This window comes from Mycoplana sp. MJR14, assembly GCF_029210525.1.
Taxonomy (GTDB): domain Bacteria; phylum Pseudomonadota; class Alphaproteobacteria; order Rhizobiales; family Rhizobiaceae; genus Mycoplana.
The window spans coordinates 125,429-148,417 of sequence record NZ_JARGEO010000008.1; the positions used below are offsets into that span (position 1 = coordinate 125,429).

Below are 22,989 nucleotides of genomic sequence, written 5' to 3' on the forward strand. Positions count from 1 at the left end.
CCGCAAGAGGTATTTTTTCCATTTTGCCGCTGTGGGAGGAGTATATCCGGCCGCCGCGGCAGCGGGCGGCCGGCTGAAGGCTGGGAGGAGCCGGAGGGATCATGCGGGTCGATTTTGCAGCGCTTTTCCAGGCCGTCGCCGCCTGTCTCGGACGCGAGGGCCTGCCGGACGGCGAGGCGGGGACGCTGTTTCGGAAGGCGATGCGGGCGCTGGTGCCGTTCGACGACGTCGTCATCTTCGCCTATCGCGGCGGAGAACGGCCGATCGACCTCTACAGCACCTTCGGGGCCGAGGACCACGAGATCTTCGTCAGTCTCTACCAGGCCGGACCCTTCCTGCTCGATCCGTTCTACCACGCGGCCCGCGCCGGCCGGTCCGGCGTCTTCCGCATGCGCGAACTGGCACCGGACCGGTTCTTCTCCAGCGAATACTACCGCAGCTACTACTCACAGACGAAGCTCGCCGAAGAGATCGGTTTCTTCGTCGCCTGCCCGGAGGGGGTGACGATCGTGCTGTCCTTGATGCGGCGGGAGAAGAGCGGGGCCTTCACCGCCGGAGAGTTTGCGCTTCTCGGCGATGCGGCGCCCTTCGTGCTCGGCTTTGCGGCGCGCGCCTGGCCGGATCTGCCGCGCCGCTTCGACGCGCTTTCCCGCGGCGGGCGCAAGCGCCGGCACGAACCCGCCAACGCCGCCGACCGGGTCTGGCGCAAGCTCAACCTGACCGACCGGGAGGCGGCGATCGTCGAGCTCGTGCTGCAGGGCTACTCCTCGGAATCGATCGGGCTGACGCTGGAGATCTCGACGGGGACGGTGAAGGTTCACCGCAGGAACGTCTACCGCAAGCTCGGCATATCCTCGCAGATGCAGCTGCTCTCGGTCTATATGAAGAACCTGCAGCCGTAGCGGCGGCGACGCCGGGTGGAGGCGCGCCCGCCTCGCTCGTGTCATCGCCCTGGTCCGGCCGGGCGGCACGCGGGCGAAGAAAGGAACGAAAGCCCGGCAGCGATGCCGGGCTTCCTCTGTCGTTTCAACGATTTATGGCGTCAAGTTGCCGGATTGAATCCGGTCGTTGAGGCGGAGATTCAAGCAGCGGTCGTCAGCGCGACCTGCGCCCTGGCCGCGATGATCTGCGAGGCCGCATGCGCCGCCTCCTGCCCCTTGATGACGAAATGGTCGCGGAAGAAGGCGATGTGCGCCTCGCTCTCCTGGAAATTGTGCGGCGTCAGCACGGCCGAGAGCACCGGCACGTCGGTGTCGAGCCCGACCTTCACCAGGGCATCGACGACGGTGCCGGCGACGAAGTCGTGGCGGTAGATGCCGCCGTCGACGACGAAGGCGACGCCGAGGATCGCCGCGTAGCGTCCGGTGCGGGCCAGCGTCTTGGCATGCAGCGGGATCTCGAGTGCGCCCGGCACGTCGATGATGTCGACGTCCTGCGCGCGACCGCCGAGCGCGGCCCATTCGGCCACGAAGCTGTCGACGCAGCGATCGACGATGCCGGCGTGCCAGCGGGCCCTGATGACGGCGATCCTTGCGGAGGGATGGGTGGTAGCGTTCATTTCAGTCTAGGCCTTTCAAGGGTTGAGCCATTTTTCAATGATCCCCTTGGGCGAACACGCAGGTCTGCCGTCCCGTCGCCGGGCTCAGTCCTGCTTGCTCTCTTTCATCCGGACTATCGACCGTCGGCTCCGGCATCGCACCGGATCTGCTGACCCTTCGCCGGGCGGCGAAGGCGCTCGCGGGCTCCGGGCGCCGTCCGGGTCAGTGACACCCGGAAACCTGCCCGATACCGCCGGTGGGGAATTCCGCCCCGCCCTGAGAACATGACAACGATATTGCAACGCAGCAGGCGGCGCAAATGCTGTTCGCGACGAAATCGGGCGGGGAGAGAAACATTTTTCCGATGCAATGCGCCCCGGAGCGATGCATCAGTCGCGGATCACCAGAAGGTCGGAGGCGACGAACCGCAGCGTCACCGTCTCGCCGGCGGACGGCGGCACCAGGCCGGGGCTGTTGAACATGTCGAAGGAGATGATGCTCGGGCCGACGCGCATGCGGGTGCGGATCACGGAGCCCAGGAAATTGCTGCTGACGACCTCGCCGGTCAGCGCCGTGTCGCCCTTGGCGCCCTCGGCGATCGAGCCCGCCTCCGGGCGCAGCGCCAGCGAGATGGTGTCGCCGGCCTTCACGGGGCCGAGCGGCTCGCGCAGCGTCACGCCCTGGTCGCCGATCGAGATCCGGTTGACGGCGGGATCGACCACCTTCGCCTCGATCAGGTTGAGGGTGCCGACGAAGGAGGCGACGAAACGGGTGGCGGGACGGTTGTAGATCTCCGCGGGCGTACCGATCTGGTCGGCGCAGCCGGCGTTCATCACCACGATGCGGTCGGAAATCGACAGTGCCTCTTCCTGGTCGTGGGTGACGAAGACGGTGGTGATGCCGAGCTGCTGCTGGATCATGCGGATTTCCTCGCGCAGCGAGACTCGGATCTTGGCGTCGAGCGCCGACAGCGGCTCGTCGAGCAGCAGTACCTGCGGCTTGGGCGCCAGCGCGCGGGCGAGCGCCACGCGCTGCTGCTGGCCGCCGGACATCTGGTAGGGGAAGCGGTCGGCGAGGTGTTCCAGCTTGATCAGGCCGAGCATTTCCCTGACGCGGGCGTCGATCTCCTCCTTCGGACGGCCGGCGACCTTCAGGCCGAAGGCGACGTTGTCGAAGACGTTCATGTTGGGAAAGAGCGCATAGGCCTGGAACACCATGCCGATGTTGCGCTGGTTCGGCTTCAATCCGGCCTGGTTCTTGCCGGCGACCGTGATGGTGCCGCCGCTCGGCGTCTCGAAGCCGGCGATCATGCGCAGCACGGTGGTCTTGCCGCAGCCCGACGGGCCGAGGAAGGAGACGAACTCGCCCTTCTCGATCTCCATGTTGAAATCGCTCACGACCTGCACCGGGCCGAAGGACTTCTGGATATGGCTGAGTGAAAGAAACGACATATGAATAAAGTCCTCAGGCCTTGACCGGCGCGGTCTTCTGGAAGCGGGAAACGAGTTGCAGGAGGCCCATGCTGAGCCAAGTGATGGCAAAGGCAATGATCGCGAGCGCGGAGGGCTCGTAGGCCTTGTTGGCGCCGACGAGCTGGAGATAGGGACCGAAGGCCGGCCGGTTGAGCAGCGAGGCCATGGTGAACTCGCCCATCACGATCGCAAAGGTGATGAAGGCACCGGACAGGACACCGCTCATCACGTTCGGGAAGATGCAGCGAAACAGGATCGTCGGCCATTTGGCGCCGAGGCTCTCGGCGGCCTCGGTCAGCGTGCCGACGTCGATCATCCGCATGGCCGTGTCGACCGCCCGGTACATGTAGGGCAGGGACAGCGTCATGTAGGAGAACACCAGCAGCATGTTGGTGCCGGAGGTCGAGTTCGTCAGCGGCAGGAAGGAGGAGGAGTTGTAGAGCCTGAGATAGCCGAAGACGATGACGATCGCCGGGATGACGAGCGGCAGGAGGGTGATGAACTCGACGACGGGGCGCATCCGCGGCAGGCGCAGGCGCACCCAATAGGCCGTCGGGACCACCAGCAGCATGCCGAAGACGATGGTGAACAGCGCCATCAGCATGGAGAAGCCGAAGGTGGTGCGGAACTGGATGTCGGAGAAGACCGACTGGTAGGCGTCGAAGGAGTATTCGCCGCGGCGCATGCGCAGCGAGAACTCGAAGGTGCCGATCAGCGGCACGATGAAATAGATGACGCCGATGAGGATGGCGAGCCAGGCGAGGATGCGGGTCGACTTCATTTCTGCCACCGTTCGGCGCGCGAGCGCAGCCAGATGTAGAGGACGTTGGACAGCCCGGTGATGACGATCATGCCGAGCGCCAGCGCATAGCCGAGATTGGGATTGTGCAGCACGTCGCCGCGGATCTGCGCATAGAGCAGGATCGGCACGATGTTGAGCGAGGAGCCGGTCAGCGCGTAGGCCGTGGCGATCGCGCCGAAGGCGTTGGCAAAGAGCAGCAGCGTCGTGCCGAGCAGGCTCGGCCAGAGGATCGGCAGGGCGATCATCCGCCAGTACTGCCAGGTGGTGGCGCCGAGGATCTCGGAGGCCTCCCGCCATTCCCGCTTCATGCCGTCCAGCGCCGGCGTCAGGATCAGCACCATCAGCGGGATCTGGAAGAACATGTAGGTGATCGTCAGGCCGAAGAACGACAGCAGGTTGAAGCCGGTCGAATAGAGGTTGAAGCCGATCATGTCGCGCAGCAGCACGGTGACGAGCCCGGTGCGGCCGAGGGTGGCGATGAAGGCGAAGGCGAGCGGAACGCCGGCGAAATTGGAGGCGACCCCGGAAAAGGTGAGAAGGCCCGAGCGGATGGACCGGGGAAGGCCGCCCATGACGATCGCCCAGGCGAGGAAGAAGCCGATCACCGCGCCGCCGAGGGAGGAGGCCAGCGAGACCTTGATGCTGATCCAGTAGGCGCTGAGGATGCTGGGTGAAAACAGGTCGGCGATGTTCTTGAAGGTGAAGTCGCCCTCCGGCGTGACGAAGGCGCCGGTCACCAGATAGAGCGTCGGCAGGATCAGGAACAACAGCGCGAAGATCATGAACGGCGCGATGCCGAGCCAATCGATGACGGTGCGTCGGTCTATCAGGGCAGAATGGCTCATGGAGCGGCAATCGTCCGGAAAATGGCGAGAAACTAAGACTTTAGACGGAAATGCGGCGGACGCAATCCGCGTGCGGACACTTGAAAGAGAGCCCTCCCGCCAGGGCGGCGGGAGGGCATGGGGCTGACATTACTGGACGTTGGCGCCGACGACGCTGTCCCACTTGCCGGTGATGACTTCCTTGCCGGCGGCCTGTTCCTCGAGCGTCGGGAAGACGGCCTTTTCATAGGCAGCGGCCGGCGGCAGCTTGTCGAGCATCTCCTGCGGAACCTTGCCGTTCTTGACGAGGTCGTTGAAGCGGATCGGGTGGCAGTAGCCCTTCAGGTAGCCGATCTGGCCTTCGTCGGAATAGAGGTATTCCATCCAGAGCTTGGCAGCGTTCGGGTGCGGTGCGAAGGCGGAGATCGCCTGGACGTAGACGCCGGCGACGACGCCGGTTTCCGGTACGACGACTTCGAGCGGCGGGTTGCCGGCGAGCGTGTCGCGCCAGGCGAGACCGTTATAGTCCCAGGCGATCACGATAGGGGTCGAGCCCTGGGCCAGCGAGGCGGACTTGCCGATGACCGGAACGAAGTTGCCGGCCTTGTTGATCTCGGCGAAGTGCGCAAGGCCTGCTTCGCCGGCCTTGGCGGCGTCCTTCTCACCCTTGGCGAGGCCGGCGGCATAAGCTGCCTGGACGGCCTGGTTGGAGGTGCGCGGATCGCCGGCGAGGGCGACGGCGTTGGCGTAGTCGGCCTTGGTCAGGTCGGCCCAGTCCTTCGGCACTTCCTTGACGATGTCGGTGTTCACGATGAAGGAGAGAACGCCGTAGTAGTCGCCGTACCAGAAGCCGTCGGCATCCTTGGCGCTGTCGGGAATGGAATCCCAGGTCTCGACCTTGTAGGGCTGGATCAGGCCTTCGGCCTTGGAGGACGGGCCGAACGACAGGCCGACGTCGATCACGTCGGGGGCCTGGTCACCGGTGTTGCCCTTGTTGGCCTTGATGGCTTCGATCTCGTCGCCCGAGCCGGCGTCCGGGTTCAGTTCGTTGACCGTGATTTCCGGATACTTGGCCTTGAAGCCGGCAATGATGTCGCCATAGCCGCACCAGCTGTGGGGCAGGGCGATCGTGGTCAGCTTGCCTTCCTTCTTGGCGGCTTCGACGAGTTCGGCACTCGGCTCGGCGGCGGCGACCGCCGTGGTGGCCACGAAAATGGCCGTGGTGAGCGAAAGCAGTCGGCGGGTGCGTGACATCACGGGTTTCTCCTTTGGTGTGTCAGTCAGCTTCGGCGAAGCTGATACTGGTGCGGCATGAAGCTTATGTGACAGTTTTTAAATGCTTTTCCCGATTCCTCGGGCTTTGGTCGAATCGATTAAGGCCTAGCGCGGCTTCCGGAACAGCCGGCTTGCCTCGAACAGTTCCTCGAGCGACTTCATCCGGTCGCGCGTCTCGCTCCAGTTGGCGCTCTGGACGGCCTCGATCAGCGCTTCGACGACGAACAGCGTGACGACGGAGGAGTCCCAGGCGGACGGCGCCTCGATCTGAATGCGGAAGGTGTGGGCGGCGAACTTGGCGATCGGCGACGCCCAGGGATCGGTGAACAGCACGATCTCCACGCCGCGGGCGCGGGCGACGCGGGCGAAGGTCTCCATCTCCTGCTCGTAGCGCCGGATGTCGAAGACGACGATGACGTCGCCCGCCTTCATGTTCAGGACGTATTGCGGCCAGGAACTGGGATTGGAGGCGAGCTGCGTGACGTTCGGCCGGATGACCTGCAGGTGGGTGAACAGGTAGTCCGCGAGCGCCTTGGTGATCCGGCCGCCGACGATGTAGACGTTGCGCTTGCGGTTGGCGATCAGCGCGGCGGCGCCGTCGAAGTCGCCGATCTCGATCTGGGAGAGGGTCTGGCGCAGGTTGGCGGTGACGGCATCGGCGAAGCGGTTGAGCACATGCGTGCCCGGTGCGTTCGCAGCCCAGCGGTCATGCTTGGCGATGGGGTTGGAGAGCGTCGCCTCCAGTTCGTGATGCAGATGCGCCTGGAAATCCGGAAAGCCCCGATAGCCGAGCTTCTGGACCATGCGCGCGACGGTCGGCGTCGACACGCCGGCATTCTCGGCCACCGTCGTGATGCTGCCGAGGCCGGATACGGGATAGTTGTCGAGCAGTGATGTCGCCAGCTGCTTTTCGGCGCGCGTCAATGCGTCGAAATGTGCGTTGATCACGTCCGATACCGTCGTGGTCGCCTGATTCAACGTCAATTCATTCCCCTGTCTGCCGCTCTCTGTCGGCCTTCGGAAAATTAAACATCGGTGTCACATTTCGTGTCAAACGATTTTTTGAAGAGATCGTTTCATGCCCTGTTGACAGATGACGAGAGGTGAAGAATTCTCTTCATCAAGCAAGAACTGGCCGACCGGGAGCAGCGGCTGCATGGGTATTCTCAGCGAACAGGAAGGCGATCCGGTCGCCGTCGAGAATGCAGCGGGCCGCAGCCGCATCCTCCTGGTGTGCGAGCACGCCTCGCGCGTGCTGCCGGAGCGGCTGGGTACGCTCGGGCTCTCGGCGGAAGCCTTGGAAAGCCATATCGCCTGGGATCCCGGCGCCCTGGCGGTCTCGAGGATGATGGCCAAAAGCCTCGATGCGACGCTGATCTACCAGCGCTTCTCGCGGCTCGCCTACGATTGCAACCGTCCGCCCGAATCGCCCGGCGCGATGCCGGAGACGAGCGAGATCTATCCCGTTCCCGGCAATGCCGACCTGTCCGAGGCGGCGCGGCTGGAGCGGGCCGAAGGCCTCTACTTTCCCTTTCGCGACCGGATCGCGAGCCTGGTCCGGCAGCGAATCGCCGAGGGGCGGGCGCCGATCCTCGTCACGATCCACAGCTTCACGCCGGTCTATTTCGGGCGGGAGCGCCCGGTCGAAATCGGTATCCTGCACGATGCGGACAGCCGGCTGGCCGACCTCATGCTCGAATCCGCCGGCCGCAGCGCGCTTTACACCACGCGCCGCAACGAGCCCTATGGACCGGAGGACGGAGTCACGCATACGTTGCAGGTGCACGGGTTGGCCAACGGCCTGCTCAACGTGATGATCGAGGTCAGGAACGACCTCATCAGGGACGATACCAGCCAAGGGGTCATGGCTGACTATCTGACGGGGCTGCTGCTCGAGAGCGTGCCGCCGTCACAAGCATACTGAAAGACCCAGGGGAGCGGCTCGCCCGCGGCATGCGCTTCGGTACACGGAAAAATCCGGACCGATGCGAACGAACGGCACTCAGGCGCACCCGGCAGGACATCAGGCCTGCTGCGGGTGCGAACCTACTCGACAGGAGAGAGGCAAATGGAAAATCCTTCAGCGGGCGTCAGCTACAAGAAAGCTGACGCTTCCTATTTCGAGAAGCGCGGGCTTTCGCGCTATGCGGGCGTCTGGTCGCTCTGGGCGCTCGGCGTCGGCGCGGTCATCTCCGGGCACTTTTCCGGCTGGAACTTCGGCTTCGCCACCGGCGGCTGGGGCGGCATGCTCGTCGCCGGCATCATCATCGCCATCATGTATCTGGGGCTGACCTTCTCCATCGCGGAGATGAGCCCGGCGCTGCCGCACACCGGCGCCGCCTACTCGTTTGCACGCACGGCGATGGGCCCCTGGGGCGGCTTCATCACCGGGCTTTGCGAAAACGTCGAATACGTGCTGACGCCGGCGGTGGTGGTGACCTTCATCACCGCCTATGTCAACTCGATCCTCGGGCTGGACCCGGCCTATTCACCCTTCGTGTGGATCGTGTTCTACCTGATCTTCCTCGGCCTCAACATCTTCGGGCTGGAGCTGTCGTTCAAGGTGACGCTGATCATCACGATCATTTCGCTCGGCGTTCTCGCCTTCTTCTGGGCCAGCGCCATCCCGAACATGGATTTCTCGCGCTGGGCGCTGAACATCGGCGTCGGTCCGGACGGAGCTGCGGTCGAACTGCCGGAAGGCAACGGCGAATGGTTCCCCTTCGGCTTCTCGGGCGTGCTGGCGACGCTGCCGTTTGCCGTCTGGCTGTTCCTCGCCATCGAGCAGCTGCCGCTCGCGGCCGAGGAATCGGTCGATCCCAAGCGCGACATGCCCAAGGGCATCATTCTCGGCATGGTCACGCTGATGATCTCCGCCTTCATGATCGTCCTGCTCAACCCGTCGCTGCCGGGCGTGGGCGCCTTCCAGCTCGGCTCGTCGCTCGAACCGCTGCTGGACGGCTTCAAGGCGATCTACGGCGACAGCGGCGTCGTGATCCTCGGCCTCGTCGCGCTGACCGGCCTGATCGCGAGCTTCCACACGATCCTCTACGCCCAGGGCCGGCAGATCTACTCGCTTTCGCGGGCGGGCTACTTCCCGACGGCGCTGTCGATCACCCACCAGACCTACAAGACGCCGTATATCGCCATGATCACCGGCGCCGTCGTCGGCCTGGCGGTGATGATGATCATCTGGTTCGCCCTGGGCGCGGAGCAGGGCGGCAGCATCATCGGCAGCGTGCTTTTGAACATGGCCGTGTTCGGTGCGATGTTCTCCTACATCATGCAGGCGATCTCGTTCATCATGCTGCGCAAGAAGCTGCCGAACATCGAGCGTCCCTTCCGCTCGCCCTTCGGCATTCCCGGCGCGGTGCTGACGGTGATCATCGCCGTCGTCACGCTGCTCTACCAGATCCAGGACCCGAACTTCACCAAGGGTGTGCTCTGGGTGGCGATCTGGTTCGCCGTGGCCATCGCCTACTTCGCCTTCGTCGGCCGCCACAGGCTGATCCTGTCGCCCGAAGAGGAATTCGCGATGGAGCATCGGGAAAAGGCGGCCGCGTCGCTGGCCGCCAGCGGCTGACGACTTGAGTGCGCGGCCCGGCCTGTTGCCGGGCCGCATTTCCTCGTTTTCGGGATCGGATCTAGCGGATGAGTGCGAGCTACACGTTTGAAGAATTGAAGAAGGATGTCGCCGAGGGCCGCATCGACACCGTCCTGGCCTGCCAGGTCGACATGCAGGGCCGCCTCATGGGCAAGCGGTTCCATGCCCGGTACTTCGTCGACGGCGCCTATGAGGAGACCCACAGCTGCAACTACCTGCTGGCGACCGACATGGAGATGGAAACCGTTTCCGGCTACCGCTCGACCAGCTGGGCGGCGGGTTACGGCGACTACACGATGAAGCCGGACCTTTCGACGCTGCGCAGGGTGCCCTGGCTGGAGGGGACGGCGCTGGTGCTCTGCGACGTGCTCGACCACCACACCCACAAGGAAGTGCCGCACTCGCCGCGCGCGATCCTGAAGAAGCAGGTCAAGCGGCTGGAGGCGATGGGGCTCAAGGCGTTCATGGCGAGCGAGCTGGAGTTCTTCCTGTTCGACCAGAGCTATGACGATGCACGCGAGAGCGGCTATCGCGACCTGAGACTGGTCAGCGGCTACAACCAGGACTACCACATCTTCCAGACGTCCAAGGAAGAGGACGTGATGCGGGCGATCCGCAACGGCCTGCAGGGCGCCGGCATTCCGGTGGAGAACTCCAAGGGCGAGGCGTCTGCGGGCCAGGAGGAGATCAACGTGCGCTATGCCGACGCGCTTTCCATGGCGGACCGGCACGTGATCATCAAGAACGCCTGCAAGGAGATCGCCTGGCAGCGCGGCAAGGCGATCACCTTCCTGGCCAAGTGGCATTATTCGGCCGCAGGATCCTCGTCGCACTTGCACCAGTCGCTCTGGAGCCTCGACGGCAAGACGTCGATGTTCCACGATGCCGAGGCGAAGTACGGCATGTCGGAGATGATGCGCAACTACGTCGCCGGCCTTTTGAACCATGCGAGCGAAATCACCTATTTCCTCGCGCCCTACATCAATTCCTACAAGCGCTTCATGGCCGGCACCTTCGCGCCGACCAAGGCGGTGTGGAGCAAGGACAACCGAACGGCCGGCTACCGCCTGTGCGGCGAGGGGACGAAGGCGATCCGCATCGAATGCCGGGTGGGCGGCTCCGACCTCAACCCCTACCTCGCCATGGCGGCGCTGCTGGCGGCCGGCATCGCCGGGATCGAGGGCAATCTGGAGCTCGAGGCGCCGTTCGTCGGCGACGCCTATGGCGGCCAGGGCATTCGCGAGATACCCAAGACGCTGCGGGAGGCAACCGCGTTCATGACCAACTCGAAGATGCTGCGCGACGCGTTCGGCGAGGATGTCATCGACCACTACACGCGCGCTGCGGAGTGGGAGCAGGAGGAATACGACCGCCGGGTGACGGACTGGGAGGTGGCAAGAGGCTTCGAACGGGCGTGACGTTTGTTGATGCTGCGTCTACATGGTGAGATCAGAGTGCCTGGTGCAACAGGGTGCATCGGCCTGACGAAGCCGCCTCTACCCTGGTTTCGCTTCGCCGCGTCCTTCCTGCCGGGGCTGCTGCACGGTGATGCGGCGGACCGCATCCTGGTCGCGATGGCCCGCGAGCACGATTTGACGATCATCACCCGCGACCGCGCCATCCTGGCCTATGGTGCGGCGGGACATGTAAAGGTTCTGGCCTGCTAGGCGAAGGCGCCCGGAGGCCCAAGGAGAAGGCAATGACACACGTGATCAAATGCATTTCACCCGTCGACGGCTCGGTCTATGCCGAGCGGCCGGCGATGCCGCTCGAGGCGGCGAAGGACGTCGTCGCACGGGCGCGCAAGGCGCAGAAGGCGTGGGCGCGGCGGCCGCTGGAGGATCGCGTCCAGCTGGTGCTGAAGGGCGTCGCCCGGCTGAACGAGATGGCCGACGAGGTGGTGCCGGAGCTCGCCTGGCAGATGGGCCGGCCGGTCCGCTACGGCGGCGAGTTCAAGGGGTTCAACGAGCGCTCCAACTACGTCGCCGAAATCGCCGGCTCGTCGCTGGCGCCGCTCGTGATCGAGGACAGCGAGCGCTTCGAGCGCCGCATCGAGCGCGAGCCGCATGGCGTCGTCTTCGTCATCGCGCCGTGGAACTATCCCTATATGACCGCGATCAACACGGTCGCGCCGGCACTGATGGCGGGCAACACCGTTATCATCAAGCATGCCGCGCAGACGCTGCTGGTCGGCGAGCGGATGGTGCGCGCCTTCGTCGAGGCGGGCGTGCCGGAGGACGTGTTCCAGAACATCTTCCTCGACCATGACACCACCTCGGCGCTGATCGGGCTGAAGAGCTTCGATTTCATCAATTTCACCGGCTCCGTCGAGGGCGGGCGGGCGATCGAACGTGCGGCCGCCGGCACGTTCACGCCACTCGGGCTCGAACTCGGCGGCAAGGATCCGGGCTATGTGATGGAGGACGCCGACCTCGACGCCGCCGTCGATACGCTGATGGACGGCGCCACCTACAATTCCGGCCAGTGCTGCTGCGGCATCGAGCGGATCTACGTCAACGAGAAGCTCTACGACGCCTTCGTCGAGAAGTCGGTGGCCTGGGTTTCCAACTACAAGCTCGGCAACCCGCTCGACCAGGAGACGACGCTCGGGCCGATGGCCAACAAGCGCTTCGCCGCGACCGTGCGCGCGCAGGTGGCCGACGCCGTTTCCCGCGGCGCCAGGGCGCTGATCGACCCGAAGCTGTTTCCGGCCGATGACGGCGGCGCCTATCTCGCGCCGCAGCTGCTCGTCGACGTCGACCACTCGATGGAGTTCATGAAGGAGGAGACCTTCGGACCGGCGGTCGGCATCATGAAGGTGAAGAGCGACGAGGAAGCGCTCGCCCTCATGAACGACTGCAAATACGGCCTGACCGTCTCGCTGTGGACGAAGGATGCCGAGCGGGCGGCCCGGATCGGCCGGGAGCTCGAGACCGGCACCGTGTTCATGAACCGCGCCGACTATCTCGATCCGGCGCTCTGCTGGACGGGCGTGAAGGAGACGGGCCGCGGCGGTTCGCTCTCCGTCATCGGCTTCCACAACCTCACCCGCCCGAAGTCCTACCACCTCAGGAAAGCACTCGCATGACCATCACCGCCAACTGGAGCTACCCGACCGCCATCAAGTTCGGGGCAGGGCGCATCAAGGAACTCGCCGATCACTGCAAGGCGGTCGGCATGAAGAAGCCGCTGCTCGTCACCGACCGTGGCCTCGCCCCGATGGCGATCACGCAGAACGCGCTCGCGATCCTGGAGGCCGCCGGCCTCGGCCGGGCGATCTTCGCCGACGTCGATCCCAATCCGAACGACGCCAATCTCGAGGCCGGCGTGAAGGCCTTCAAGGACGGCGGCCATGACGGCGTCGTCGCCTTCGGCGGCGGCTCGGGCCTGGACCTCGGCAAGGCGATCGCCTTCATGGTCGGGCAGACGCGGCCGGTCTGGGACTTCGAGGACATCGGCGACTGGTGGACGCGCGCCTCCGTCGAGGGCATCGCCCCGATCGTCGCGGTGCCGACGACGGCCGGCACCGGCTCCGAAGTCGGCCGCGCCTCGGTCATCACCAATTCGCAGACGCACACGAAGAAGGTGATCTTCCATCCGAAATTCCTGCCGGCGGTGACGATCTGCGATCCGGAACTGACGGTGGGCATGCCGAAGGTGATCACCGCGGGCACCGGCATGGACGCCTTCGCCCATTGCCTGGAAGCCTATTGCTCGCCCTTCTATCACCCGATGAGCCAGGGGATCGCGCTGGAGGGCATGCGCCTCGTCAAGGAATACCTGCCGCGCGCCTACAGGGACGGCGCCGACATCGAGGCGCGGGCCAACATGATGTCGGCCGCCGCCATGGGTGCGGTCGCCTTCCAGAAGGGGCTCGGCGCGATCCATTCGCTGTCGCATCCGGTGGGCGCGATCTACAACACCCACCACGGCATGACCAATGCCGTGGTGATGCCGCCGGTGCTGCGCTTCAACCGGCCGGCGATCGAGGACAAGATCGCCGCCGCCGCCGCCTATCTCGGTATTTCCGGCGGCTTCGACGGCTTCTACGACTATGTGCTGGAGCTGCGCAGCGAGCTCGGCGTGCCGGACAAGCTCGCAGCACTCGGCGTCGGAACCGACCGGATCGACGAGATGGCGGCGATGGCGATCGTCGACCCGACCGCCGGCGGCAACCCGGTGGAACTGACGCTCACGTCCGCAAAAACGCTGTTCGCCGCCTGCATCTGAGGCCGGTTCATCGCGCATTTTCTGCCCTGCCGAACCCGGCGCCCCCAGCGCCGGGTTTTTCTTTGCTCTGCCCGCGACGGCTGAAATTCGCCCGGGCTTCGCGCGGGCCATTGTCACGCACCTGTCACAATTCGTAGCGTTTCGGCTGGAATCAGTGTGATTCCTTAACTTTCTTCATGAAAGCTCGTGATTTCGTGAGGAGCCGCTGCAGTCCTGGCGGGCTGCATGCCGCATGTGGGAGACCGATGGCTGTCATAGCAGTTGCGAACGCGAAGGGCGGATCCGGCAAGACGACGACGGTGGCACTGCTGGCCACCGAGTTGGCCCGGTCGGGCGCCGAGGTCGTGGTTCTCGACTGCGATCCGCTCGGCCTCGCGGCGGACTGGGCGAGCCGGTGCGGTCCGGACAGCCGCATCACTGCCGTCACCGACATCACGCCCGGCACGCTGGCCGATCACCTGCGGCGTCTGAACAGGCCGGACCGTCATATCATCGCGGACCTTTCCGCTGCGCGCGACACGCTCATGGCGATGGCGCTCGGCCTTTGCGACCTCGCCCTCATTCCGGTGCAGGGCAGCGCCCTCGATGCCAGGGGCGCCATCCAGGTGCTGGAGCTGATCCAGTGCATCGAGGCGAATGCGCGCGCCCACATCAACCGGGCGATCGTGCTGTCGCGCGTCAATCCGCTGGTGGCGACACGGTCGCTGCGCACCGTGCGCGACCTGCTGCTCCTGCGCGGAATGGCGATGATCGAGACGCCGGTGGTCGAGCGTGGCGCCTTTCGCGAGATGTTCGAACGGTCGGGAACCCTTTACACGCTGGATGCCGGCCAGGTGCGCAATCTCGACCGGGCGCAGGCGAACATGCAGGCCCTTGCGCGCGACGTCATGGCGCGCATCGAGCGGGGCGGGCGCGATGCGCATGGCCCGTTTGCGCAGTTGTGCTACCAGCACGGCATCGCCACGGACGAACCGTGTGCGAACGACGACGAGCCGTCACGCCAGCGCGTCAAGGGCGCCTGACCGGCCTTTTACGATCGACCATGCAGCCTTCGGCCGCCATCGCATTCGCAGCGATGGCGGGGTGCGCGTTTGCAATTCGTTAACCATGTTCTGAAAGGTTGGTTAACAGGCGCCATTCCCGCTTCGCGCCCGTAAAGAGCGATGAGGGGCTCGTGTTGCCGATCATGAGGAATTTGAAATGCCAGTCATAACATTCGCCAATGCCAAGGGCGGAGCGGGCAAGACCACCGCAGCGCTGATCCTCGCGACCGAGCTGGCAGCCCAGGGCTATCGCATCACCATTCTCGACGCCGATCCCCAGCGCTGGATCACCAGCTGGCACGAGCTCTCCGGCGTCCAGCGCAATCTCTCCGTCATCTCGGAAGTCTCGATGGGGTCGCTGCAGTCGCACATCCGCGAGAACCGCGACCAGACGGACTATTTCATCATCGATCTGGCCGGCGCGCGCGACGCGCTGGTGGCGACCGCGATCGGCCTGTCCGACCATGTGATGATCCCGATCCAGGGCTGCGCGATGGATGCGCGCGGCGGGGCGCAGATCCTCGAACTCCTGCAGCAGCTCGACACCCGCGCCGGCGTGCGCATCGCCCATTCGGTCGTGCTGACCCGGATGAGCACGGTGGTGACCACCCGCGCCATGACGGCCATCAAGCAGCTTCTTTCCGAGCGCGGCGTCGCCGTTCTCGATACGCCGATCGCCGAACGTGTCGCCTTCCGCGACATCTTCGATTGCGGGGGCACCCTGCGGACGATGGATCCGCAGCGCATCTCCAACCTCGACAAGGCGCGCGAGAACGCCCGGCTCTTCGCCGAGGAGGTCCTTCGCCGCGTGCCGGTCCGCCGCGGCGCGCTTGCGGCATGTCGCAGCGCTCTCGAGACCAGGGTGCGCGCCGCCTGACCTGTCCGAGGCCCGCGCCTCCGGGATATTGCGGCCCTCGCTGCCTGTGCGGCGGGGGCGAGCCCGGCTTTGCGACCGCATTGAAACGTCCGGGCGCGTCGGCGCCCGTCCGCGCCGGGCGCTACCGGAAATTGGCATTTCATAACAAAGCCTTTACCAAAAGTGGCGTTAGATGACGGACCCATTCGAGGCGCCGGCTTATGGCCGGTGCCTGCGCCATGAACAGGCGCAAAGACCGGCGCGACTGCTCGGAACGCACCCCACAGAGCGACGCGCGACCGTTCTCGAAGATGGCCTCTTCCCCGCATAGACCCCCAATCGCATGGAATTTCCGATGAGCGCTGCCCCCACGACCTCGAGCAACAACGCCGATCTTGCCCGCCGCCTCGACTATCTCGGGCTCGACGCCAAGGCCTTGCGGGACCTGCGCTCGCTCAAGCCGTTTCTGGAGCAGGAACTCGCGCCGGCGCTGGACCGGTTCTACGGCGTGGTGCGCAACAGCCCGGAGGTCAGCCATCTCTTTTCCAGCGATGCCCACATGGCCGGCGCGAAGAACGCGCAGCTCGGCCACTGGGCCAACATCTGGAACGGCGACTTTGCGGCAGACTATGCCGACAAGGTGCGCGCGATCGGAAAGGTTCATGCGCGCATCGGGCTGGAACCGCGCTGGTACATCGGCGGCTATGCGCTGATCGTCGAGCACCTGCTGGCCGCGGCGCTGAAGGAGATGTGGCCGAAGCCGGGCCTGTTATCCCGCTCCGAGTTCGGCGCCGAGGAGGTGGCGGGCAAGCTCGCCAGCCTGATCAAGGCCGTCTTCCTAGACATGGACCTGTCGATCTCCGTCTACATGGACGCGTCCGACACCACCAAGCAGCAGACGGTCCAGGCGCGCACCGTCGCGGCCGAGCGCGCGATCGTCGGCAGCAACTTCGGCGCGGCGCTGAAGCGGATCTCCGACGGCGACTTGACGGTGCGGATCGAGGGCGAGTTGCCGGAGGCCTATGAGGCGCTGCGTCATGACTTCAACCATGCGGTCTCCGCCCTGTCGCAGGCGATCGGCGGCATCCATACGGGCGTGGGCTCGATCAACGTCAGCGTCCAGGAGATCGCCGCGGCCTCGGAGGATCTCGCCCGGCGCACCGAGCGGCAGGCGGCCAACCTGGAAGAGACGGCGGCCGCCGTCGAAGAGGTGACGACGACGGTGCGCCAGACGGCCAAGAGCGCCGACGACGCCAACCAGCTCGTGACCGCGGCGCGCGGAAACGCCGAACGCAGCGGCGAGGTGGTCGCGCAGGCGATTGCCGCGATGGAGGATATCCAGCAGTCGTCGGCCAGCATCGCCAGCATCATCGAGGTCATCGACGAGATCGCCTTCCAGACGAACCTTCTGGCGTTGAATGCCGGCATCGAGGCGGCGCGGGCCGGCGAGGCCGGCCGGGGCTTCGCCGTCGTCGCCTCGGAAGTGCGGGCGCTGGCGCAACGCTGCGCCGATGCCGCCAAGGACATCCAGAACCTGATCGCCAAGTCGCACGGCCAGGTGGAGGACGGCGTCCGCTCGGTCAACGAGGTCGCCCAGTCGCTGCGCCAGATCGTGGCGCAGGTGGTCGAGGTGAGCTCGGTCTTCTCGGCGATCCGCGCCAGCACGGCCGAGCAGGCGACCGGCCTGCAGGCGGTCAACCAGGCGATCGGCGCGATGGACCAGATCACCCAGCAGAATGCCTCGATGGTCGAGCAGGCCAATGCCGCAAGCCAGGCCCTGTCCAAGGACGCCGCCTCGATCGCGGAACGGCTGAGCGCGTTCCGCACCAGTGGGCAGGCCGCGGCGGCGCCGGCGGCCGGCTACGTCCGCGCGGCCTGAAAGACCGGCTACGCCGCCTCGACACTTTCCTGCGCGGCAGGACGGCCGAAGAACGCCAGGGCAAGGGCCATGAGGCTCAGGCCGGCGGCAAAGAGGAACGTCGTCGTGAAGGCGCCGGCGACGGTCGCCGGAGCGGTGGCGGCGAGGTCCTTCGGCCCGAGCGCGGTGGCAAACAGCGTTGCCATCACCGAGGCGCCGCTCATGAAGCCGAGGTTGCGCGACAGCCCGAGCAGGCCGGACAGGAGCCCGCGTTGCTCGTTCCGGGCGGCGGCCATGACGGACGTGTTGTTCGCGGCGAGGAACAGCTGGAATCCCGGTGTCAGGACGATCAGCGAGGCGACGTAGCCGGCGACGCCGACGAGGCGCGGCAGGAACGCCAGGCAGACGAGGCCGAGGATCATCTCGACCAGGCCGGCGGCAAGGACCGGGCGGGTGCCAAAACGGTCCGTGACCCGTCCGGCGACGATGCCGGAGACGGCCGCGGTCACCGGCCCGACCGCCATGACGAGACCGACCAGGGCCTCGTCCAGCCCGAGGCCGAAAGCCAGATAGAACGGGCCCACGACCAGGGTGGACATCATGACGGTGGCGACCAGAAGGCTGGTTGCGAGTGCGGTCGCGGTCGCCCGGTCGCGGAGGATCGAGACCGGCACCAGCGGGACAGCCGAACGGGCCTCGACGATGACGAAGAGCGCCAGGGCAAGGGCTGCGGCGGGCAGGAGCAGGGTCGTCCCCGGCATCGGGCCCGCCTTTCCGCCGGCGGTCGCGAGCGCATAGAGGATCAAAGTGGCGGCCAGCAGGGCGGCGCCCGGCCAGTCCATCCGGGCGTCCATCCGGGCGTCCGGGCGGGGCGCTGCGGCGGCGGTCCTCGGGATGGTGACGATCGCCACACCGAGCGCCAGAACGCCGGCGGCGGCGAGGGCTGCGAAGGCTGCGCGCCAGGACAGGCCGGAGACGAGCATGCCGCCCACCGACGGCCCGAGCGCGGTTCCGATCGCCGACATCGTGCCGAGCAGCCCCATCGCCGAGCCGGTGCGTTCCTTGGGAACGGTTTCGCGGATCAGCGAGACGGGCAGTGCCATCAGGATGGCGCCGCCCATGCCCTGGACGGCGCGTCCGGCGATCAGGATCGCAAGCGTCGGGGCCGCGGCACACAGGACGGAGGCTGCGGTGAAGACGACGAGGCCCGCGACCAATACGCGGCGGTGGCCGAAAAGGTCGCCGAACCGTCCGGCCAGCACGATCGCGACCGTGGCGGAGACGAGATAGGCGAGGACGACCCAGCGGGCGTCGGAAACGGAGGCGGAAAAGTCTCGGGCGAGCGCCGGGAGCGCCACCGTGGCGATGCTGACGCCGAGCGACGACAGCAGCATCGAGCCGGCAAGGGCGGTCAGCGCAGGCGGAGAGGTCTTCATTCGATCGATGAGTTTCATGGCAGTTCCTCTTGTTGAAGTGTCAGGATGAGGCTAGTCTGCCACTTCAAGTCAACTTGAGGTCAAGCATGAAATTTCTCGACATCGGCGTGCTATCGGAACGAAGCGGCGTGCCGCCGTCGACGCTGCGCTACTACGAGGAGGTCGGCCTGATCGCCTCGGTCGGCCGCCACGGGCTGCGGCGCCAGTACGGGCCGGAGACGCTGACCCAGCTTGCGCTGATATCGCTCGGCAAGACGGCCGGTTTCAGCCTCGACGAGATCAGGGGAATGTTCGGCCGCGACGGCGTGCCGGATGTGCCGCGCGCCATGATGCACGCCCGCGCCGATGCGCTCGAGCTGCAGATCCGAAGGCTGGTCACGCTCAGGAACGCGCTGCGCCATGTGGCCGAATGCCCGGCCGAAAGCCATATGGATTGCCCCAAGTTCCAGAGGCTGGTCCGTGTTGCCTCGCATGCGCAGCGCAGCGGCGCGCAGCCACCGGCTTCCGTTGCGACCGGGGGCAGGAAGCCGCGCCGTTGATGTGCGCGAGCCGCCGTCCACTGCGGAAGCGGCACGCCTCCGTGCATCGATGATGTCGGGAAACGGGCCCGCCACGCACGGCGGCCGGGCGATCCGCGATCAGTCGACGAACTCGACCGTGACGCCCTTCGAGGTCATCTTGGCGAGCTCGGTGGCGTCCCAGTTGGTCAGGCGGATGCAGCCGTGGCTCTGGGTCTTGCCGATCTTCGAGGGATCCGGGGTGCCGTGGATGCCGTAGGTGGGCTTCGACAGCGCGATCCAGATCGTGCCGACCGGGCCGTTCGGGCCCGGCTGCAGGGTCAGCACCTTGTCGTTGGCGCCCTGCTGGAAATTGATCTTCGGATTGTAGGTGTAGTTCGGGTTGAACGCGATCCGCTCCACCGTCACCGTGCCTGACGGGGACGGGGTGTCGGACGAGCCGATGCTCGCCGGATAGGCCGCGACGAGGGCGCCCGCGTCGTCATAGGCCAGCACCTGCTTGCGGCCCTTGTCGGCGATGATCCTTGCGACCTTGGCCTTCTTCGGCTCGCCGACATTGATCACCTTGATGATCGTGCCGGGGATGGTGAAGTCCACGCCGGGGTTCATCTCCTTCAGGTAGTTCTCGTCCATGTGGAAGCGCTCGGCCAGCGCCTCGGTCGTGGACGTGTAGGAGAGGGCGGGGAGGGCGGCCTTGTGGGCGTAGTCCTCTGGGATCGACGCCACGTAGGGCCCGGCCGCGTCGGCTGCGGTGATCTCGTAGGTGGTGAACGGCATGCCGCCGTTCAGGTGCAGCCGCTCGACGATGGAATCGGTGTCGTTGGGGTCGAGCGTCTCGCCGTTGGCGAGCTGCCAGGCCTCGATCGCCTTGACGACGTTTGAGCCCTTCTTGCCGTCGATCACGCCCGGCGAGAAACCCTCCCGGTCGAGGAAGACCTGCAGCGCCGTCACTTCGGCCGACGACTTCTTGCCGATCGCCGTCGCCTGGGGGAACTGCGGGCCCGGCACGAATGCGTCCTGGCCGTCGAGCGGTGCCTCGGGAAGGGCGGCCATGTCGTCCGTGCCGTAGCCCTGGCCAAAGCCCTGCGGCGGCTGATCCGGATAGGCTTCGCCCGGCATCGGCTGGGGCAGGTCGGAGCGGTCGACCGCGCCAGGAGCATTGTCCCGGTAGTCGGGCACCGAGCCGGTGGTCAGGTCGTCGCCGTAGCCGGCGCCCTGGCCGGGGGCGGGCGGGAAATAGTCGGGCGAGGTTTCCGGATAGCCCTCAACCTGCCGATAGCGGTTGCGGCGCATGTCGCGCCGGTCGTAGCCGGAGAATTCGCGCTGGACCTGCATTTCCGTCGCGACGAGGTTTCCCCAGGCGTCGACATAGACGCGGCGGCCCTGGCGATCGCGCGCCGCGCGCACGCTGCCGTCGGCGGGAATATAGTCGAGGAAGGCTCCGTCCGGCGTCACCAGCACCGTCCGCTCGTCCCGGTCGCCATAGAACGTCTGCGCACTGGCGGGCGCGGCGGCCAGGATTGCCGCCAGGGTGAGCAGGGAAATGCTTGTTTTCAAAACGGAATTCACGGGGTTAACCTGTCCTCTAAGCTATGTCCGGGACGTGGCACTCAATTTCGACGTTAATATGGAAAATGGAAAACGATGGTTAATGGACGGCTAACGATCGCATTTTCCGTTCTCCACGGCCAGCGCGCGACGTCCCGCGCGCCTTGCCGATCCATGGCATAACGCCCGGCGATTTCTCCGGTTCCGCAACCTTTGCAAGCAGTTATCCTTGTCCTGACGGCGCGGCCGGCGGCCGATAATCCGGTATCGGAATCGGCGGGCCTGGGCTAGCATCGCACGAAAGACGATTCCGGGAGAAGACATGACCCTCGCCCTGACTGCCGAGAACGGAGCGCACAGCTTCGATCTGGCGCTTGATTCGCAGTCCGCGCTCGATCTCAGAGACGCGATCTTTTTCGGCATAAACCTGGCGCCGGGTTCGGCGATCCCCTCGGACGGCGATCCGCGCATCGACAGGGCGCTGCCCGGCTTCATGTTCTCCTGCGGCCCGGACCATATCCGCCATCCCGAACCGGTCGAAGGGGCTGCGGACGGCAGGCACTACCCGCTGCACGGCTCGCTGTCGTCCCATCCCGCCAAGGACATCCTCTTCGAGGAGGACGAGGGCGAGGTCGTCTGCCAGGCGCGCGTCCCGGTCTCGCTCGCCAACGGCGAGACGGCGGAACTGCGGCGTCTCTGGCGCGCCGATCGCTCGACCGGCCACATCACGCTCGACGACGTCGTGACCAATACCGGCAGCCGCCCGTGGCCGCCGGTTGCGATGTATCACATCAATTTCAACACGCGGCTGTTCGACCAGAACACCCGGCTTTCCGGCGCGATGCTGGAGGATGGCGGCCTGCCCTGGCGCTTCGGCGAGGGCGACATGAAGATCTTCTGCGTTTCTGCCCGGGAGACGGCGCAGCACGGCTGGGCGGACGTCGCGATCGGGCCGATCGCGGCTCTCGGCGGGCGTAGCCTGCACGTGCGCTTCCGAACCGACACGCTGGCCTACCTGCAGGTCTGGCGCAATCAGTCGCCCGGCTGCCATGTGATGGGCATCGAGCCGGTCTCGCACCGGCTGGCCGGCCGGGCGGAACTGATCGCGTCCGGCGAGATGCAGGATTTCTCCCCCGGCGAGAGCGTCAGCTACGGCCTGTCCTTCGAGCTTCGGTAGGGCGTCCGCCTTCCGACGATTGACGCCCGGCGCCGCGCAGCCTACATCGAAGCCACCAGATTTCACGAAGGGTTCGCATCATGGATATCCGCGCGATCAACGACGAATACTCGGTCTCCGGCCAGATCGCCGTCGAGGAGTTGGACGAGATCAAGGCCATGGGCTTCAAGTCGATCGTCTGCCACCGGCCGGACCACGAGAGTCCGGACCAGCCGGAATTTTCCGCGATCGCCGCGCGTGCAAAGGAACTCGGGCTGGAGATCAGGCACATCCCGGTCGGCCCGATGGGGGTGACCGCCGATGCCGTCACCGCCATGGTCGATGCGCTCGACGACCTGCCGCGGCCGATGCTCGGCTACTGCCGCTCCGGCGCCCGCTCGACCAATATCTACGGCCAGACGCAGCATCTGCGGGGCTAATTGACTGCGATGGCGTTGAAGATCGGTGTCTCTATCTATCTTGCGAGCCTTGTCTTTGCATCGACCGTGCTTGCGGAGGAGATGCCTCCCATCCCCGCGGATGCACGCATGGGAGTGGCTTCCACGAGCCTCACCATCGCGACCATCTGCGACCTGCGCTACAAGCGGCCGCGAATGGTGCGTGACGCCAAGGCGCTCTTCCTGAAATTCGCGAAGGGGCAATTCGAAAATCCTCGCGCGGCTGCCGATCGCGCCTTCGCGGCAGTTCGAGGTAGCGTCACGCACAAGCAGGCTCAAGCGGCGAATGAACATACCGTCGGCAAGTGCGATCAACTGGCGAGAATGCTGAAGCGGGAACTTGCGCGCTGACCGGTTTCCTCTCCCTCCGC

General features: G+C 65.9%; 22 protein-coding genes and 1 riboswitch. Of the genes, 14 read left to right on the top strand and 8 right to left on the bottom strand.

Annotated features, from left to right (window positions below):
- The first annotated feature begins 101 nt into the window (after nt 1-101).
- Complete coding sequence (locus P0086_RS18440) at nt 102-902, top strand: LuxR C-terminal-related transcriptional regulator (RefSeq protein WP_112612037.1); 801 nt, start codon at nt 102-104, stop codon at nt 900-902.
- A 179-nt stretch (nt 903-1,081) separates the two neighbouring features.
- Here the strand turns inward: P0086_RS18440 and P0086_RS18445 are convergent, their stop codons facing one another.
- The 6 genes from P0086_RS18445 to P0086_RS18470 all read right to left on the bottom strand — a co-directional run bounded on the left by P0086_RS18445 (nt 1,082) and on the right by P0086_RS18470 (nt 6,895).
- On the bottom strand, nt 1,082-1,558 hold the full coding sequence (locus P0086_RS18445; RefSeq protein ID WP_112597018.1) for a 6,7-dimethyl-8-ribityllumazine synthase: 477 nt from the start codon (nt 1,556-1,558) through the stop codon (nt 1,082-1,084).
- Nucleotides 1,559-1,650: 92 nt separating this feature from the next.
- A riboswitch (FMN riboswitch) is annotated at nt 1,651-1,826 on the bottom strand.
- Nucleotides 1,827-1,927: 101 nt separating this feature from the next.
- A complete protein-coding gene (locus P0086_RS18450) occupies nt 1,928-2,989 on the bottom strand; it encodes an ABC transporter ATP-binding protein (protein ID WP_112612039.1) in 1,062 nt (353 codons plus the stop codon).
- Nucleotides 2,990-3,002: 13 nt separating this feature from the next.
- On the bottom strand, nt 3,003-3,791 hold the full coding sequence (locus tag P0086_RS18455; RefSeq protein ID WP_112612040.1) for an ABC transporter permease: 789 nt from the start codon (nt 3,789-3,791) through the stop codon (nt 3,003-3,005).
- Nucleotides 3,788-4,657, bottom strand: a complete 870-nt coding sequence (locus P0086_RS18460) for an ABC transporter permease subunit (protein ID WP_112597014.1) — start codon at nt 4,655-4,657, stop codon at nt 3,788-3,790. Before P0086_RS18460 ends, P0086_RS18455 begins: the two co-directional genes overlap by 4 nt.
- Nucleotides 4,658-4,786: 129 nt before the next feature.
- Nucleotides 4,787-5,893 (bottom strand): ABC transporter substrate-binding protein, encoded by a 1,107-nt coding sequence (locus P0086_RS18465; protein ID WP_148179424.1) that lies wholly within the window; start codon nt 5,891-5,893, stop codon nt 4,787-4,789.
- A 123-nt stretch (nt 5,894-6,016) separates the two neighbouring features.
- Nucleotides 6,017-6,895 carry a MurR/RpiR family transcriptional regulator gene (locus tag P0086_RS18470; RefSeq protein ID WP_112597010.1) on the bottom strand — a complete coding sequence of 293 codons (879 nt, stop codon included), beginning with the start codon at nt 6,893-6,895 and terminating at the stop codon, nt 6,017-6,019.
- Nucleotides 6,896-7,067: 172 nt separating this feature from the next.
- Here P0086_RS18470 and P0086_RS18475 point away from each other — a divergent pair, with 172 nt between their 5' ends.
- The 9 genes from P0086_RS18475 (at nt 7,068) to P0086_RS18515 (ending at nt 17,523) form a co-directional block, all read left to right on the top strand.
- A complete protein-coding gene (locus tag P0086_RS18475; RefSeq protein WP_275788188.1) occupies nt 7,068-7,835 on the top strand; it encodes an N-formylglutamate amidohydrolase in 768 nt (255 codons plus the stop codon).
- Nucleotides 7,836-7,979: 144 nt separating this feature from the next.
- On the top strand, nt 7,980-9,494 hold the full coding sequence (locus tag P0086_RS18480; RefSeq protein WP_112597006.1) for an amino acid permease: 1,515 nt from the start codon (nt 7,980-7,982) through the stop codon (nt 9,492-9,494).
- A 68-nt stretch (nt 9,495-9,562) separates the two neighbouring features.
- Nucleotides 9,563-10,933 (top strand): glutamine synthetase family protein, encoded by a 1,371-nt coding sequence (locus P0086_RS18485; protein WP_112597004.1) that lies wholly within the window; start codon nt 9,563-9,565, stop codon nt 10,931-10,933.
- 36 nt (nt 10,934-10,969) lie between these two features.
- A complete protein-coding gene (locus P0086_RS18490) occupies nt 10,970-11,182 on the top strand; it encodes a type II toxin-antitoxin system VapC family toxin (protein ID WP_275788192.1) in 213 nt (70 codons plus the stop codon).
- Between the two features lie 32 nt (nt 11,183-11,214).
- Nucleotides 11,215-12,603 (top strand): aldehyde dehydrogenase family protein, encoded by a 1,389-nt coding sequence (locus P0086_RS18495; protein ID WP_112612882.1) that lies wholly within the window; start codon nt 11,215-11,217, stop codon nt 12,601-12,603.
- Nucleotides 12,600-13,745: an iron-containing alcohol dehydrogenase gene (locus P0086_RS18500; protein ID WP_275788195.1), complete on the top strand. Its 1,146-nt coding sequence runs from the start codon at nt 12,600-12,602 to the stop codon at nt 13,743-13,745. The genes P0086_RS18495 and P0086_RS18500 overlap by 4 nt, the downstream gene beginning before the upstream one ends.
- Nucleotides 13,746-13,990: 245 nt before the next feature.
- The gene (locus P0086_RS18505; RefSeq protein WP_162702371.1) at nt 13,991-14,767 is read left to right on the top strand and encodes a ParA family protein; all 777 of its coding nucleotides are present in this window, start codon (nt 13,991-13,993) and stop codon (nt 14,765-14,767) included.
- A 178-nt stretch (nt 14,768-14,945) separates the two neighbouring features.
- Nucleotides 14,946-15,665: a ParA family protein gene (locus tag P0086_RS18510; protein WP_112600145.1), complete on the top strand. Its 720-nt coding sequence runs from the start codon at nt 14,946-14,948 to the stop codon at nt 15,663-15,665.
- A 334-nt stretch (nt 15,666-15,999) separates the two neighbouring features.
- The gene (locus P0086_RS18515; protein WP_275788198.1) at nt 16,000-17,523 is read left to right on the top strand and encodes a globin-coupled sensor protein; all 1,524 of its coding nucleotides are present in this window, start codon (nt 16,000-16,002) and stop codon (nt 17,521-17,523) included.
- A gap of 8 nt (nt 17,524-17,531) precedes the next feature.
- On the opposite strand, the gene P0086_RS18520 is transcribed toward P0086_RS18515, so the two are convergent.
- Nucleotides 17,532-18,956, bottom strand: coding sequence for an MFS transporter (locus tag P0086_RS18520; RefSeq protein ID WP_275788200.1), 1,425 nt, complete (start codon nt 18,954-18,956; stop codon nt 17,532-17,534).
- 68 nt (nt 18,957-19,024) lie between these two features.
- Here P0086_RS18520 and P0086_RS18525 point away from each other — a divergent pair, with 68 nt between their 5' ends.
- Nucleotides 19,025-19,477 (top strand): helix-turn-helix domain-containing protein, encoded by a 453-nt coding sequence (locus tag P0086_RS18525; RefSeq protein ID WP_275788203.1) that lies wholly within the window; start codon nt 19,025-19,027, stop codon nt 19,475-19,477.
- A gap of 99 nt (nt 19,478-19,576) precedes the next feature.
- On the opposite strand, the gene P0086_RS18530 is transcribed toward P0086_RS18525, so the two are convergent.
- Nucleotides 19,577-21,013 carry a L,D-transpeptidase gene (locus P0086_RS18530; protein WP_275788206.1) on the bottom strand — a complete coding sequence of 479 codons (1,437 nt, stop codon included), beginning with the start codon at nt 21,011-21,013 and terminating at the stop codon, nt 19,577-19,579.
- A 313-nt stretch (nt 21,014-21,326) separates the two neighbouring features.
- Here P0086_RS18530 and P0086_RS18535 point away from each other — a divergent pair, with 313 nt between their 5' ends.
- The 3 genes from P0086_RS18535 (at nt 21,327) to P0086_RS18545 (ending at nt 22,969) form a co-directional block, all read left to right on the top strand.
- Nucleotides 21,327-22,181, top strand: coding sequence for a DUF4432 family protein (locus P0086_RS18535; RefSeq protein WP_275788209.1), 855 nt, complete (start codon nt 21,327-21,329; stop codon nt 22,179-22,181).
- A gap of 80 nt (nt 22,182-22,261) precedes the next feature.
- Nucleotides 22,262-22,600, top strand: a complete 339-nt coding sequence (locus tag P0086_RS18540; protein ID WP_148190173.1) for a TIGR01244 family sulfur transferase — start codon at nt 22,262-22,264, stop codon at nt 22,598-22,600.
- A gap of 9 nt (nt 22,601-22,609) precedes the next feature.
- Nucleotides 22,610-22,969 (top strand): hypothetical protein, encoded by a 360-nt coding sequence (locus P0086_RS18545; protein ID WP_275788214.1) that lies wholly within the window; start codon nt 22,610-22,612, stop codon nt 22,967-22,969.
- Nucleotides 22,970-22,989: the final 20 nt, after the last annotated feature.